At 64.6% G+C, this 15752-nt stretch carries 12 protein-coding genes; 5 read left to right on the top strand and 7 right to left on the bottom strand.

All coding sequences use genetic code 11. From position 1 onward, the window contains the following. Positions 1-80: 80 nt before the first annotated feature. Positions 81-1592: an acetyl-CoA acetyltransferase gene (locus JQ553_RS15185; RefSeq protein WP_212500762.1), complete on the top strand. Its 1512-nt coding sequence runs from the start codon at positions 81-83 to the stop codon at positions 1590-1592. A gap of 220 nt (positions 1593-1812) precedes the next feature. Here JQ553_RS15185 and JQ553_RS15180 read toward each other — a convergent pair whose 3' ends face one another. The 5 genes from JQ553_RS15180 to ltnD all read right to left on the bottom strand — a co-directional run bounded on the left by JQ553_RS15180 (position 1813) and on the right by ltnD (position 9328). Beyond that, complete coding sequence (locus JQ553_RS15180) at positions 1813-3015, bottom strand: efflux RND transporter periplasmic adaptor subunit (RefSeq protein WP_212500761.1); 1203 nt, start codon at positions 3013-3015, stop codon at positions 1813-1815. Beyond that, positions 3002-6181, bottom strand: a complete 3180-nt coding sequence (locus JQ553_RS15175) for an efflux RND transporter permease subunit (protein ID WP_212500760.1) — start codon at positions 6179-6181, stop codon at positions 3002-3004. The genes JQ553_RS15180 and JQ553_RS15175 overlap by 14 nt, the downstream gene beginning before the upstream one ends. A 166-nt stretch (positions 6182-6347) precedes the next feature. Next, positions 6348-7625 (bottom strand): 3-oxo-tetronate kinase, encoded by a 1278-nt coding sequence (otnK, locus tag JQ553_RS15170; protein WP_212500759.1) that lies wholly within the window; start codon positions 7623-7625, stop codon positions 6348-6350. Continuing rightward, the gene (otnI, locus tag JQ553_RS15165; protein ID WP_212500758.1) at positions 7622-8404 is read right to left on the bottom strand and encodes a 2-oxo-tetronate isomerase; all 783 of its coding nucleotides are present in this window, start codon (positions 8402-8404) and stop codon (positions 7622-7624) included. The genes otnK and otnI overlap by 4 nt, the downstream gene beginning before the upstream one ends. 12 nt (positions 8405-8416) lie before the next feature. Continuing rightward, complete coding sequence (gene ltnD, locus JQ553_RS15160) at positions 8417-9328, bottom strand: L-threonate dehydrogenase (RefSeq protein ID WP_212500757.1); 912 nt, start codon at positions 9326-9328, stop codon at positions 8417-8419. 209 nt (positions 9329-9537) lie between these two features. Here ltnD and JQ553_RS15155 point away from each other — a divergent pair, with 209 nt between their 5' ends. Continuing rightward, entirely contained in the window at positions 9538-10200 is a 663-nt protein-coding gene (locus JQ553_RS15155) for an aldolase (protein ID WP_212500756.1), read from the top strand. A gap of 18 nt (positions 10201-10218) precedes the next feature. Here the strand turns inward: JQ553_RS15155 and JQ553_RS15150 are convergent, their stop codons facing one another. Next, positions 10219-11034, bottom strand: coding sequence for a putative hydro-lyase (locus tag JQ553_RS15150; RefSeq protein ID WP_212500755.1), 816 nt, complete (start codon positions 11032-11034; stop codon positions 10219-10221). 242 nt (positions 11035-11276) lie between these two features. Here JQ553_RS15150 and JQ553_RS15145 point away from each other — a divergent pair, with 242 nt between their 5' ends. Both JQ553_RS15145 and JQ553_RS15140 read left to right on the top strand, forming a co-directional pair. Continuing rightward, positions 11277-12527, top strand: coding sequence for a Zn-dependent hydrolase (locus JQ553_RS15145; protein WP_212500754.1), 1251 nt, complete (start codon positions 11277-11279; stop codon positions 12525-12527). A gap of 87 nt (positions 12528-12614) precedes the next feature. Then, complete coding sequence (locus tag JQ553_RS15140) at positions 12615-13526, top strand: NAD(P)-dependent oxidoreductase (RefSeq protein WP_212500753.1); 912 nt, start codon at positions 12615-12617, stop codon at positions 13524-13526. 117 nt (positions 13527-13643) lie between these two features. On the opposite strand, the gene JQ553_RS15135 is transcribed toward JQ553_RS15140, so the two are convergent. Continuing rightward, positions 13644-14723: a tartrate dehydrogenase gene (locus JQ553_RS15135; RefSeq protein WP_212500752.1), complete on the bottom strand. Its 1080-nt coding sequence runs from the start codon at positions 14721-14723 to the stop codon at positions 13644-13646. Positions 14724-14894: 171 nt separating this feature from the next. On the opposite strand from JQ553_RS15135, the gene JQ553_RS15130 reads away from it, so the two are divergent. Then, positions 14895-15671 carry an SDR family oxidoreductase gene (locus JQ553_RS15130; RefSeq protein ID WP_212500751.1) on the top strand — a complete coding sequence of 259 codons (777 nt, stop codon included), beginning with the start codon at positions 14895-14897 and terminating at the stop codon, positions 15669-15671. The last annotated feature ends 81 nt before the right edge of the window (positions 15672-15752 follow it).

Below are 15752 nucleotides of genomic sequence, written 5' to 3'. Positions count from 1 at the left end.
CCACCTGCCCCGCGTTGAGGCATGGATTGCTTCGCTCGCAATGGCAACTTCGTTCCAATTCAAAGAGTGAAACAGCAAGAATGTCGAACAGCATCCCCGAAGACCGGATCCCCGTCATCGTCGGCGTCGGCGAGGTCGTCGACCGCCCGAAGGACGTCGCCGATGGCCTCGAGCCGCTCGCGCTGCTGGAGGAGGCGCTGAGACGGGCGGAGACGGACAGCGGCGCAAGGCTGCTCGGCGACATCCAGTCGCTCGATGTCGTCAACTTCCTGAGCTGGCGCTATCGCGATCCCGAGAAGCTGCTCGCGCAGCGTCTCGGCGTTGCTCCCTCGCATCTCTATTATGGCCCGGTCGGCGGCGAGAGCCCGATCCGCTATCTGCACGAGGCGGCGCAGCGCATCGCGCGCGGCGAATGCAGCGTCGCCGCGGTCTGCGGCGCAGAGGCGCAATCGACCGCCACCAAAGCACAGCGCGCCGGCGTCGAATTGCCCTGGACGCCGTTCGCGCATGACGTCGAGGAGCCGAAGCGCGGCGCGGCGTTTCAGAAGCCGATGGCGGTTGCGCTCGGCGTGTTCCGTCCGATCACTGTCTATCCGTTGTATGAATCCGCGACATCGGCGCATTGGGGCCAGACGCCGCGCGAGGCGCTGAAGGAGTCGGGAGAGCTGTGGTCGACCTATGCGCGGGTCGCTGCCGACAATCCAAACTCCTGGCTGAAGAAGCGCTTTACCGGCGACGAGATCACCACGCCGACACCGGACAACCGGTTGATCGCCTGGCCTTACACGAAACTGATGGTGGCGAACCCGACCGTGAACATGGGTAGCGCGCTGCTCATGACGAGCCTTGCCAGGGCGCGGGCAGCCGGCGTTCCGGAGGATCGTCTGATCTATCCGCTCGGCGGCGCCTCGGCGGAAGAGCCGCGCGACTATCTGATCCGCGACCAGTTTTTCGAGAGCCATCCGCAAACCGCGGTGCTGAAAGCCGTGATGGATCTCGTCGAGGGCGACGGCAGGAAGTTCGACGCGATCGAGCTCTATAGCTGCTTCCCCTGCGTGCCGAAGATGGCGCGACGCACGCTGGGTCTCGGCTCCGATGTGCAGCCGACGGTGACGGGCGGTTTGACTTTCTTCGGCGCGCCGCTCAACACCTACATGACGCATGCGGCCTGCGCGATGGTGCGCAAGCTGCGCGGCGGCGGCAAGCTCGGCCTGCTCTACGGCCAGGGCGGCTTCGTCACCAAGCATCATGGCCTCGTGCTGTCACGCGAGGCGCCGACGCAAGCGCTGAGGCAGGACACCAGCGTGCAGGCAGAGGCCGACCGCCACCGCCGCAAGGTGCCGGATTTCACAACCGAGGCCAAGGGCAAGGGCAAGGTCGAGGCCTTCACCGTGATCTACCGCGGCAACGGCGAGGTCGAGCACGGCGTCGCCATGTTGCGGACCGAAGACGATCGGCGCACGCTTGGCCGTATCCCCGCGAGCAACACGGCAACGCTGGCGCATCTGCAGAACATGGACCGCACGCCGGTCGGCACGCTCGGCGAGATCGTCACGGCCGGTGACGGCATGCTGGAATGGCGGGTGGGGTAGAGTTCTCCCTCGCCCCGCCCTCTTGTCCGCCGAAGCCCGCCTTCGGGGGGAAGGCGGATGCGGGGTCGAGACGAGCGGAAATCGCTCTTCGAGCGTTGGGGTAAGGCGCTCTCTCAGCCAACGGCGAGCGCAGTTAGACCTGTACCGCTCACCCGGATTGCGTTCGCAATCCAACCTCCTCACGCAAGCGGGGCGAGGTTTAGAAAGCGCCGAACGGCCCCTACCCCTTTACGTCCTGCTTTTCAGAGGCGGTTGCGGGTTTTGCCTTCGCGCCGCCACCGACCACACGCACGTGGTCGCCGTCGGCGAGGCCATCCGGCGGCGCGGTGATGACGCGGTCGTCGGGCAGAAGACCGGACGCAAGCTCGATCTCCTTGCCAAGGTCGCGCCCGATCGTCACGGTCTTGAACACCACCCTGTCGTCCGGGCTCACGGTCGCAACCCGCAAGCCGCTGCCGTTGAAGATCAGCGCGCTTGCGGGAATGCTCAAGGGCACGGAAGCGCGCTGCAGGTCCAGCTTCACGCTGGCGTAGGCGCCGGGCATCAGTTCGCCATTGGAGTTGTCAAGCCCGAGTTGCATCCGCGTGGTGCCGGAGGAGACGTCGACCGCCTGCGACGAGGCCTCCACCGTCGCCTGGAAGGTCCGGTTCGGATATTCCGGCAGCGTGAGGATCGCATTGGCGCCGATCTTGATCGCCGGCACGTAGCTCTGCGGCACGTTGACGTAGACGCGCAGCTTGGTGATGTCCGAGATCACGAACATCGCGGGGCCTGAGCCGCCGCCGGCATTGATCAGCGCGCCGACATCGGTGTCGCGCGCCGTCACCACGCCGTCGAAGGGAACGGTAATCCTCTTGTAGCCGGCAAGCGCCTCCAGCCGCTCGACATTGGCCTGGCCGGATTTCACCGCCGCCTTCTTGTTGGAGAGGTCGGCGGTGCGCTCGTCGATCTCCTGGGCCGAAACGAAATTCGACGCCACCAGCGTCTTGCGCCGGTTTAGCGTCGCCTCCGACAGTTGCGCGCTGGCCTGCTGGCTCGCGAGATCGGCGCGGGCCTGCAACAATTGCTGGTCGAGGTCGGGCGCCTCGATCTCGGCGATCACCTGGCCGGCCTTGACCCGCGTCCCGATGTCCACGCTCCAGCTCTTCAGATAGCCGGAGACCCGCGCGAAGATCGGCGCGCGATAATAGGCTTCGAGGCGGCCCGGCAGGTCGATGGTCGCGCTGGGCGCCCTTGCATTCGGCACGGCCACCGCGACGCTCGGGATGGCCTGGTCGTCGGTCCAATCCTTCAACCGGGTGCCCTGCTCTTCGCGAGCACGAATGCCGGTGGCGACGATGAGGCCCGCGGCAATCACTGCCACCACGCCGAATATGCCCAGTTTCCGGCGCGACGCCGGCGGGCGCTGTTCAGTGGGCGGCATGCGGAATCTCCGATGAGGCGGCGGCTTTGGCGCCTTGCTTCTTGTGTACCATACTAAACACCACGGGAACAAACATCAGCGTCGCGAAAGTTGCGAAGATCAGGCCGCCGATCACTGCCCGGCCGAGCGGCGCATTCTGTTCACCGCCCTCGCCCAGGCCCAGCGCCATCGGCGCCATGCCGATGATCATGGCGAGCGCCGTCATCAGCACCGGGCGGAACCGGACGAAGCCGGCCTCGAGCGCGGCCGCAACGGGATCGCCGAGTTCCTCATAGCGCTCGCGCGCAAAGCTGATCACGAGCACGCTGTTGGCGGTCGCGACACCCATGCACATGATCGCGCCGGTGAGCGCCGGCACCGACAGCGTCGTCTGCGTCGTGAACAGCATCCAGACGATGCCGGCAAGCGCTGCGGGCAGCGCCGTGATGATCACGAAGGGATCCGACCAGGACTGGAAGTTCACCACGATCAGGAGGTAGATCAGCACGACGGCGCCCAGTAGGCCGAACAGCAGTCCGCTGAAGGCGCTGTTCATGGTCTGGACCTGGCCGAGCAGCACGACGGATGACCCTTTCGGCACTTCCTTGGCCGTGTCCGCTATCAGCGCCCGCACGTCGGCGGCTATCGAGCCGAGATCGCGGTCCTGCGTCGTCGCATAGATCTGAACGAGCGACTGGATGTCGTATTGCGATACCACCGCGCTCGAGATCGTGCGCTTGATGTCTGCGATGCCGCCGAGGATCGGCGACTGCGTGTTGCTCGTCGCGGTGACCGGCAGCGCCTGCAGCGCGCTCAGCGAGTCGATCTGGTATTGCGGCGTCTGCATCACGATCGAATAGGAAACGCCATTGTCCGGATTGAGGTAGTAGGTCGGCGCGACCTGCGAAGAGCCGGCGAGATTGACCACGAGGCTGTTGGTGACATCACGCTCGGTCAGGCCGACATATTGCGCGCGGGTGCGGTCGACATCGATGTTGAAGGTCGGGTTGTTCGGCGACTGTTGAATCCGCGCGTCGGCGATGCCGGGAATTCGGCGGATCTTGCCGACCAGCCTGTTGGCATAGGCGAAGTTGGCCTCGAGATTGGCGCCGCGGATCTGCAGGTCGATCGGCGCCGGAGCGCCGAAATTCAGGATCTGACTGACGATGTCGGCGGGAAGGAACGCGAAGCTGACGCCGGGGAACAGCCGCGGCAACTGCTCGCGCAGGGTACGCACATGCTCCTCCGTCGGCTTGTGGCCCTCCCTCAGCTTGATCTGGATGTCGCCGTCCTGCGGGCCGATCACGCCGGTGTTGTTGTAGGTCATGTTGATGCCGGAGATCGGCATGCCGATGTTGTCGGTCAGCGTCTCGATTTCGCCGGGGATCAGCTTGCGGATCGCCTTCTGCACGTCGGCGAGTTGGTTCGCTGTCTCCTCGACGCGGGTGCCGACCTGGGTGCGGACGTGCATCAGGATGTTGCCGGCGTCGACGGCGGGAAAGAAGTTTCGCCCGAGATACGGCACCAGCAGGAATGAAGCGGCCACGATCGCCAGGAAGCAGGTCACGAACACCGCGCGATGGCCGAGCGCCAGCGCCAGCAGGTTGCGATAGCCGCCACGGATCCGCTCGAACCGCGCTTCGAAGCCGCGTTGGAACCAGACCAGGGGATTGCGCGACTTCGGCGGCCCGCCTTCGTGATGCACGTGCGGTTGCAGCAGATAGTTCGCCATGGTCGGCACCAGCGTGCGCGACAGGATGAACGACCAGATCATCGCGAACATTACCGCTTCCGCCATCGGCACGAACAGGAAGCGCGCGACCCCGGACAGGAAGAACATCGGCACGAACACGATGCAGATGCAGAGCAGCGAGACGAAGGCGGGCGTCACGATCTGATTGGCGCCGTCGAGGATTGCCTGCTCGACCGGCTTGCCCTGCTCCAGATGATAGTTGATGTTCTCGATCGTCACCGTCGCGTCGTCGACCAGGATGCCGACCGCGAGCGCCAGGCCGCCGAGCGTCATGATGTTCAACGTCTCGCCGATCGCCGACAGCATGATGATGGCGCCGAGCACCGACAGCGGGATCGAGACGGCGATGATGACGGTCGAGCGCCAGCTCCCGAGAAACAGCAGGATCATCACGCTGGTGAGCAGCGCGGCGATGACGCCCTCGAAGGCGACGCCCGTGATCGCGCCACGCACGAACAGCGACTGGTCGCCGATGAAACCGATCTTCAGCGCATCCGGCAACTGGTCCTTGACGTCGATGACCTTCTGCTTGATGCCGGCGATGATGTCGAGCGTCGAGATCGCGCCGGCCTTCAGCACCATCATCAGCACCGAGCGGTTGCCGTCGACATGCACGATGTTGGTTTGCGGCGGATTGCCATCGCGAACGCTGGCAACGTCGCGCACATACACCATCGCTCCGTTAACGGTCTTGATCGGCAGATCGCCGAGCTCCTGCATCTTGAGCGGCGAGTTGTTGAGCTGGATGTTGTACTCGAATGTACCGATCTTCTGCGTGCCGACCGGGGTAATCAGGTTCTGGGCGGCGAGCGCATTGGCGACGTCCTGGCCGGAGAGTCCACGGGCCTGCAGCGCCGTCGGATCGAGATCGATCTGCACCTGGCGCTGCTTGCCGCCGAACGGATATGGAATCGCCGCGCCGGGCACCGTGACCAGCGGCGTGCGGAGCTGGTTGATGCCGATATCGGCGAGATTCTGCTCGGTCAGACCCTCGCCCGAAAGCGCGACCTGAATGATCGGCACGGTGGAGGCGCTGTAATTGAGGATCAGCGGCGGCGTCGCGCCGGGCGGCATTTGCTTGAGCAGCGTCTGTGAGATCGCGGTGACCTGGGCGTTCGCAGTGCGGATATCGACATTCGGCTGGAAGAAGATCTTGATGATGCCGAAGCCGTTATAGGAGTTGGCGGCGATGTGCTCGATGTCGTTGACCGTCGTGGTCAGTGCCCGCTGAAACGGTGTCGTGATACGCCCGGCCATCTGGTCCGGCGGCAGGCCCGTGTATTGCCAGACCACGCCGATCACGGGGATGCGGATATCCGGAAAGATGTCGGTCGGCGTGCGCAGCGCCGCCAAAGGCCCGATGATCAGCAGCAGCAGCGCGAGCACGACGAAAGTATATGGCCGGCTCAGCGCGATACGGACCAGTGCGATCATAGAAGCAACAATCCCGAAAAAGCCTGCCCAGGCAAGGAATCGGCGTTCCCAAAAGGGGCGTTCCGCTCAAGCCGATTTACCCGAAGCAGGGCAAGAACGCCAACCCCACGCAGTCGGGGCAGCTCTCACTTCCTTGGCATGGCCGGACATGACGCGCGAGGCGCGATCAATCCATCAATCCGAGTGCGTCGGAGAAGAATTCCGGCCCACCGAAATTGCCTGACTTCAGGGCAAGCAGCATCTCGCCATTTTTGACGCCGACGGACCGCAGGACCGGCACGCCCGCGGCAATTTCGGCGCCAACGAAGAATCCCGGAATGCGCAGGCGATCGACCACCGCGCCTGAAGTTTCACCGCCGGCGACCACCAATCTGCGCACGCCCGATTGCACCAGACCTTCGGCGATATCGGCCATTGCCTGCTCGATGGCATGTCCGACTGCATCGCGGCCATGACGAGATTGCAGAGCTGCGACCTCGCTTGGCGTGGCGCTGCTCGCAATAAGGATCGGCCCGTCACCGATTCGGTGCTTCGCCCAGGCGAGTGCGCGCTGCGCCTCGTCCCTGCCCGCGACCACCCGCTCGACGTCGAGATGCAACACCGCCATCGCCTTCTCGGCGCTGGCGATCTGCTGCAATGTCGCCTGTGAGCAACTGCCGGCGAGGCAGGCCGCGGGTCCTCCGACGGCGGCGTCCGGCACGGCATTCAGCGCGTCCGGCCTGACCGTGCCCGACGCCACCAGCGCCCGCGCCAGTCCAAGCCCGATGCCGGAGGCGCCGACCGAAACACGGTGATCCAGCGCTATTTTTCCAATGGTTTCGAGGTCACGATCGAACACGGCGTCCGCGATCGCGGCGCCGATGCCCTTGCCGGCGAGACCGGCGAGTTGCGCGCGGACGGCCTCAGCACCACGCGTCAGCGTCGCCAGATCGACCAGCCCGACCTTGGTCTTGCTCTGCCGCGCCAGCACCCGCACCAGGTTGGAATCATGCATCGGGTTGAGCGGATGATCCTTCAACGGGCTTTCATTGAGCGGCACGCTACCTACGAACAGGTTGCCCTGATAGACGGTGCGACCGGTCTCCGGGAAAGCCGGCGTCACCAGCACGATCGGATCGCCGGAATCGGCGCGCAACGCGTCCATCACCGGCCCGATATTGCCGGCGTCGGTGGAATCGAAGGTCGAGCAGATCTTGAACAGGATGTGAGCGGCGCCGCGGCCGCGCAACCATTTCTCGGCCGCGCGGGAGCGGCTCACGGCGAGGCCGGCCTCGATCGAGCGGCTCTTCAGCGACACCACCACGGCATCGACCTCGGGCAGCGCGAGATCGTCGGAGGGCACGCCGATCGTCTGCACGGTGCGCAGACCGGCGCGCGTCAGCGTGTTGGCGAGATCGGAGGCGCCTGTGTAGTCGTCGGCGATGCAGCCCAGCGCGAGCGTCACGCTTTGGCTCCCGCGTAGGGCTTGAACCAGGCAAGACCGTCGGTGGTCTTGCCGCGCGGATTGTATTCGCAGCCGACGAAGCCGCCATAGCCGAGCCGGTCGAGTTCGGCGAACAGGAACGGATAGTTCAGTTCCTCCCCGTCGGGCTCGTTGCGCGAGGGGATCGAGGCGATCTGGACGTGTCCGACGATCGGCATCATCTCGCGCAGTCGCATGGTAACGTCGCCATGGATGATTTGGCAGTGATAGATGTCGAACTGCAGCTTCAGGTTCGCCAGCCCGAGCTCGCCGATCAGATCGCGCGCGAAGCCGAAGTCGTTGAGGAAATAGCCGGGTATGTTGCGAGAATTGATCGGCTCGATCACGAGGTCGAGGCCGTGCGGCGCAAGGAATTCCGCGGCCCAGGCGACGGACTTGCGATACGCCGTCACGGCCTTGGCGTCGCGGCGATCGGCCATCCCCGCCATCAAATGCAGCCGCTTCACACCGGTCGCCTGTGCGTAGGGCAACGCTGTCTTCAGGCTCTGCTGCAGGTCAGCGAAGCGATCCGGCAGTGCCGCAAGGCCCTTCTCGCCGGCATTCCAGTCGCCCGGCGGCAGATTGAACAGCGCCTGCGTCAGTCCGTTGCCGTGCAGGCGTTTGCCGACCTCCTCGGCCGGATGATCATAGGGAAACAGGTACTCGACCGCGGTGAAGCCCGCCTTCGCCGCCGCCTCGAAGCGGTCGAGAAACGGGACCTCGGTGAACATCATGGAGAGATTGGCGGCAAAGCGGGGCATGCTGATATCCTCTTACTTCTGACCGGGCAGCTTCACGCCGGTGACCTGCGCATATGTTCGTGCCACCGAAGCGTCGTCGTCGCGGCCCATGCCGGCGGCCGACGTCATCAGAAACATCTGCAGCGCAGCGGCCGAGACCGGTACCGGGAAGCGCGCATTGCGCGCCATGTCCTGGATGATGCCAAGATCCTTGACAAAGATCTCGACCGCGCTGCGCGGCGTGTAGTCGCCGTCGAGCACATGCGGGATGCGGTTCTCGAACATCCAGGAATTGCCGGCAGATGCGGTGATCACCTCGTAGACCTTGCGGATGTCGAGGCCCTGCCTGGCGGCGAAGGCGATTGCCTCCGAGGCTGCGGCGATGTGCACGCCGGCGAGCAATTGGTTGATCATCTTGAACGCGGCGCCCTGGCCTGCGGCATCGCCGAGCTCGTAAAGCTTTGCCGCCATCGCATCCAGTGCCGGCCGTGCTTTTGCAAATGCCGCTGCGCTTCCCGAAGCGAGGATCGTGAGTTCGCCCTGTGCTGCGCGCTGCGCGCCGCCGGAGATCGGGGCGTCGAGATAGTGCCGTCCCGTCGCTTCGAGCTGCTTTGCCAGACGCCGCGCGATGTCGGGGTCCATGGTCGCGGAGGAGACGAACACCGCACCCTTTGGCATCGTCTCGGCAACACCATCGGCGCCGAACAGGATGGTTTCGGTCTGCGCCGCGTTGACCACGACGCTGACGACGATATCCGCCTCCCTGGCGGCTTCAGCCGGCGACATGGCGCCCTTACCGCCTTCGGTGACAAACCGCCCGACCGCATCGGCCGACACGTCACAGCCCGTCACCTCGAAGGCTGCTCGCCTGAGCGAGGTCGCCATCCCGAAACCCATCGAGCCGAGCCCGATGACGGCGATGCGCGGTTTTGCGGAATTGGACATGCGGCGATCCCTCGAAAGTTCCTCTCGATTGAGCATGATCTCCACGCAAACGCTACGCGTTCGTCGCGGGGGAAAGCCGGCCCCGCTTTGCGCCGGCGCGGCCTTCCGGGCCCGGATCATGTTCCTGGCTTTAGCGCTTGCCTATCACGGCTTGGCCGCGCTGCCAAAGCATGAGACAAGGCGCAAATGGGATGCTTGCGGATCACGCGATGAGCGAAACAAAGCTTCGTGAGGACATCTGCCGCTTCGGCCGCTCGCTGTTCGAACGCGGGCTGACGCCGGGTTCCTCGGGTAATATCAGCGTCAGGCTCGACGACGGCGGCTGGCTGGTGACGCCGACCAACGCCTCCCTCGGCTTCCTCGATCCCGGCAAGATGTCGCGGCTCGACACGGAAGGCCGGCTGCTTTCCGGCGACGCGCCGACCAAGGAAGTGCCGCTGCACACTGCGCTCTACCAGACCCGCGGCAGCGCCCGCGCGGTGGTGCATCTGCACTCGACCCATTCGGTGGCGCTGTCGATGCTGCCCGAGATCGACCCGCGCGCCGCGCTGCCGCCGATGACGGCCTATTACGTGATGAAATGCGGCCGGACTGCGCTCGTGCCCTATTACCGCCCTGGCGATCCCGCGGTTGCCGACGCCATCAAGGGGCTCGCCGGGAAATATTCGTCCGTATTGCTTGCCAATCACGGCCCGGTGGTCTCGGGCGATACGCTGGAGGCAGCCGTGTTCGCGACCGAAGAGCTGGAAGAAACCGCAAGGCTCTATCTGCTGCTGCGCGGGCTGAACCCGCGCTACCTGTCACCGGATCAGGTCAAGGATTTGACCGAAACATTCGGGCTGACCTTGCCGGAGTCAGGGCACGGGCACTGAGCTGTGCGCCTTTCCGGTTCAAAGCACCGCAAGGTGCCTGTTCCTGAGATCGGTGACGAGCATCAAGCCCGGCGAATGGGTGATCGCGAACGGCAGCCGCGCATTTGCGATCACCGCCTGCGGCGTCACCCCGCACGCCCAGAACACGGGGATCTCGTCGTCGGCGACCGGCACCGGATCACCGTAATCGGGCTTTGCAACATCCCTGATACCGATCGAATGCGGATGGCCGAGATGCACCGGCGCGCCGTGCACCGAAGGAAAGCGCGAGGTGATCTGCACCGCGCGGATTGCATCCGCCGGCTTGAACGGGCGCATCGAAACCACCATCGGTCCCTCGAACGGTCCGGACGCCTGGCAGACGATGCTGGTGCGGTACATCGGCACCCGCACTTTGTGCTCGATATGGCGGATCGGCAGCCCCTCCTCCATCAGCGCCTCCTCGAACGAGAAGGAGCAGCCCAGCACGAAGGCAACGAGATCGTCGCGCCAATACTTCATGATGTCGATCGGCTCGTCCGCGATCTCGCCGTCGCGCCAGACGCGATAGCGCGGCACGTCGGTGCGGATATCGAGATCGAGACCGAGTGCGGGGATGCGGGGATCGCCGACATCGGACATGCCGATGATCGGGCACGGCTTCGGATTGAGTTGGCAGAACCGGTGGAAGGCACCGGCAAGCTTCTCCGGCAGGATCGCAAGGTTGCCCTGCACGAATCCGTTGGCCACGCCGGCCGTGCTGGAGTCCCTGCCGTGGCGGCAGGCGAGACGGGCCTCCAGGCTCGGAAGCATCGACGCGTCGGAAGTACGCTGCACTGCCGCAAGAACGGTCATAGGAACCTCCTGCCGAAAATCTCGACAACGCAACCCAACACCAAGGATACCATAATGTCCAATCGTCCTTCCTAATTGAAATCGACAAAGCCAGTCTATCGATCGGAGAACTCTCCGCAATGCTGCCGTCGCGATCGAACGCGGCGCAAACCTCGCCGTAGAGATCGCACAAGCCGGCGCGACGGTTGACGCCGCGGCGGCGGCACGCCATGAAAAAAAGGTCGCGTGAGGGAAACAGCCGCATGAGCCGAGCCGCATCAAACCTGCAAGTCGATTCCGCCCGCCTCTGGGGCACGATCCATGAAACCGCGCAGTTCGGCGCGACGCCGAAGGGCGGCGTGCGGCGGCTTACCTTGAGCGCGGAGGACAAGCAGGTACGCGACTGGTTCCGCAAGGCATGCGAAGAGGCCGGCCTCGAGGTCCATGTCGATGCGCTCGGCTCGATGTTCGGTCTGCGCAAGGGCCGCGATATGTCGAAGCCGCCCGTCGGGCTCGGCTCGCATCTCGATACCCAGCCGACCGGCGGCAAGTACGACGGCGTGCTCGGCACGCTTGCCGCGCTCGAGGTGGTACGCACGCTCGACGGCGCCGGCATCGAGACCGAGCTTCCGATCTGCATCTGCAACTGGACCAACGAGGAAGGCTCGCGCTTCGCCCCGGCGATGATGGCGTCCGCCGCTTACGTCGGTGACTTCACCACCGACGACATCCTGTCGCGCAAGGACGCCGACGGGGTCACGGTGGCGCAGGCGCTCGACAGCATCGGTTATCGCGGCGACAGCCCGGTGGGCCGTCAGAAATTCTCCAGCTTCGTCGAGCTGCATATCGAGCAGGGGCCGATCCTGGAGGCCGAGAACAAGACCATCGGCGTGGTCGATTCGGGCCAGGGCGTCTTGTGGTACGATGGCAAGATCATCGGCTTCGAGAGTCATGCCGGCTCCACGCCTATGCCGCTGCGGCGCGACGCGCTGGCGACGCTGTCGGAGATCGTGCTCGCAATGGAAAGTATCGCCGGCAAGCACGGCCCGAAGGCGGTCGGCACCATCGGCGAGGCCGTGATCGCGAAACCCTCGCGCAATGTCATTCCGGGCGAAATCGCCTTCACCGTGGATTGCCGCAGCGCCGACGCTACGATCATGGATTCGCTGGACAAGGACCTGCGTGCAGCCATCGCCGAGATCGCGGCGCGGCGCAAGGTCCAGGTTCAGCTCGACCTGGTCTGGCGCAAGGCGCCGACGCATTTCGACCCGAAGCTGGTCGACGCGGTCGAGAACGCCGCCAAGCAACTCGGCTATTCGCATCGCCGCATCACGTCGGGCGCCGGCCACGACGCCTGCAATCTCAACACCGTGATGCCGGCGGCGATGGTGTTCGTGCCCTGCAAGGACGGTATCAGCCATAACGAGCTGGAAGACGCGACGCAGGGCGATTGCGCCGCGGGCGCCAACGTGTTGCTGCACACGGTGCTGGCGCTCGCCGGCGTCGCAACCTGATCTCATCTCTTTGTTTGAGCATGATCCTTAAAAACCGCTACGCACTTTTCCGGATCATGCTCTAGTCAACCCAAGGTGGAGGCTTTCGTGCGCGGAGTTTTTGTCGACGCCAATGAGACGCTCGCGGTGATCATGGAGCGGCTGGAGAAACCCGGCGACCCCAAGATGCGGATCAACCGCGATCCCGACATCAAGCCCGAGCAGTACCCCGCGATCCTCGACGGCGCCGAGATCGCAGTCGTCGACCACACGGCACTGCCGACCGACGTCGCTAAGAAGTGCACGGGTCTAAAGCACGTGGTGTTCCTGGGCACCGGTGCACGCAGCTACATGAACCCCGAGGAACTCGCCGGGCTCGGCATCTCCGTGCACCTGATCAAGGGTTACGGCGACACCGCGGTCGCGGAAGCCGCGATCGCGCTGATGTGGTCGTCCGCGCGCGTGATCGCGCAGATGGACCGTGAGATGCGTGCCGGCAACTGGCTGCGCGAGGACGGCATGCAGCTCACCGGCAAGACGCTCGGGCTCATCGGTTTCGGCGGCATCGCCGCCGAGGTCGCGCGCATCGCGCTCGGCAGCGGCATGAAGGTGATTGCGTGGAATCGCTCGCCCAAGAGCCATCCCGGCGTCGAATTCACCGACCTCGACAAGGTGCTGGCTGCGAGCGACGTGGTCTCGATCCATCTCTTGCTGAACGACGAGACCCGCGGCCTCATCACCCGCGAGATGATCGCGAAGATGAAAAAGGGCGTGATCCTGGTCAACACCGCACGCGCCGCGATCGTGGACGAAGCAGCCATGATCGACGCGTTGACATCAGGCCAGATCCGCCACGCCGGTCTCGACGTCTTCAACGTCGAGCCGCTGCCGAAGGATCATCCACTGACCAGGGTCCCCAACGTGACGCTGTCGGCGCATTCGGCGTTCCGCACGCCCGAAGCGAGCGAAAATCTGATCCACGCGGCGTGGGAGCATTGCCGGCGGATCGTAAAGGAGTGAGATCGAAGGTTCCGTAGGGTGGGTTCAGGCGACGCCGTAACCCACCGCCTTTGTAGCCACAGAAATGGTGGGTTACGCCTTCGGCTAACCCACCTTACGCTTGCTTCGCATGCTCCCTCAATCGACCATCTCCGCGACGGCCTTGCCGCAGGCCGTGGTGTCGGCATTGCCGCCGAGATCGCGTGTGCGCAGCGTCCGTTCGCCGAGCGTGCGCTCGATCGCGGCGACGATCGCATCCGCGGCCTGCTTCTCGCCGAGATGTTCCAGCATCATCGCGCCCGACCAGATCATTCCGATCGGGTTGGCAATGCCTTGGCCGGCGATGTCGGGCGCCGAGCCGTGCACGGGCTCGAACACCGAGGGGAAATCGCCTTCAGGATTGATGTTGCCCGCCGGCGCAATGCCGATCGTGCCGGTGCAGGCGGGTCCGAGGTCGGAGAGAATGTCCCCGAACAGGTTGGAGCCGACCACGACATCGAACCAGTCCGGATGCAGCACGAAATTCGCGGTCAGGATGTCGATGTGGTACTTGTCCCACTTCACCGTCGGATACTTCCTCCCCATCGCCTCCACGCGCTCGTCCCAATAGGGCATGGTGATGGAGATGCCGTTCGACTTGGTCGCCGAGGTCAAATGCTTCTTCGGCCGCGACTTCGCGAGTTCGAATGCGAACTTCAGGATGCGGTCGACGCCGGTGCGCGTCATCACAGTCTGCTGGGTCACAAATTCGCGGTCGGTGTCCGGAAACATGCGGCCCCCGACCGAGGAATATTCGCCTTCAGTGTTCTCGCGCACCACCCAGAAGTCGATGTCGCCGGGCTTGCGATTGGCAAGCGGCGACGGCACGCCGGGCATCAGCCGCACCGGGCGCAGGTTGACGTATTGGTCGAACTCGCGGCGAAATTTGATCAACGACCCCCACAGCGAAACGTGATCGGGGATCTTGGCCGGCCAGCCGACCGCGCCGAAATAGATTGCGTCATGCTTGCCGATCCTGTCCTTCCAATCGGCCGGCATCATCTCGCCGTGCTTCTCGTAGTAGTCGTAGGAAGCGAAGTCGAAATGGTCGAAATGCACGGAAACTCCGTGCTTCTTCGCCGCCGCCTCGACGACGCGCAATCCCTCCGGCATCACTTCCTTGCCGATGCCGTCGCCGGGAATGACCGCAATTCGATACTGCTTCTTTGCGCTGCTCATCGAGAACATCCTTGATTTATCCAGCCTGAAGGCGGCCGATGCTGATTGCCCCTGCAATGGACCAATCTTCGCGCAAGCGCAACGCTGCAGTGCAGTGTTGACCGCAGCGGGGCCCTACCCCTACGAATTTGCCGACGTCCCTCTGTCTCAACCAAACCAGCGAGCACTCCCATGGATCTGCATCTGCGCGGCAAGCGCGTCCTGATCACCGGCGCCTCCAAGGGCATTGGCGCGGCCGCCGCCGAGGCCTTCGCCGAAGAAGGCTGCCACCTCCTGCTGGCCGCGCGCAGCGGCGATCAGCTGAAGGCGCTCGCCGAGCGCTTGCGCTCCGCGCACCAAATCGACGCCGCGACCAGCGTGGTCGACCTGCGCAAGTCGGAGGATCTGGCGCGGCTCGCAAGGGAGGCCTCCGACATCGACATCCTCGTCAACAATGCCGGCGATATCCCCGGCGGCTCGATCGACAAGATCGACGAAGCGACCTGGCGCCACGCCTGGGAACTGAAGGTGTTCGGCTATATCAACCTGACGCGCGCGATCTACGCGCAGATGAAGGCGCGCGGCGGCGGCGTTATCGTCAACGATATCGGCGCGGCCGGCGAGAAGTTCGACGCCAATTACATCTGCGGCAGCGCCGGCAATGCGGCGCTGATGGCGTTCACCCGTGCGCTCGGCGGAAAAAGTCTCGCCGACAACATCCGCGTGGTCGGCATCAATCCGGGGCCGGTCGGCACCGACCGCCACGTCACGCTGCTCAAGACCCGCGCCAAACACCAGTTTGGCGACGAGAACCGCTACAGGGAATTTCAGAAAGGCTTGCCGCTCGGCCGTCCCGCCCATGCACGCGAGATCGGCGACCTCATGGCCTTCCTGGCTTCCGACCGCGCAGGCTACACGTCGGGCGTGATCTACACGGTGGATGGCGGTATCACCGCGGGATGGGGTTAGCCGCAGGCCTCTCCCAGGTCATCACGGGCGAAGCGAAACAATCCATCTGCGGTAGCAAGAGTGTGGATGGCTTCGTCGCTT

It is taken from the genome of Bradyrhizobium lablabi (genome assembly GCF_018131005.1).
In the GTDB taxonomy this organism is placed as follows: domain Bacteria; phylum Pseudomonadota; class Alphaproteobacteria; order Rhizobiales; family Xanthobacteraceae; genus Bradyrhizobium; species Bradyrhizobium lablabi_D.
This window is presented reverse-complemented; position numbering and strand designations above follow the sequence as displayed.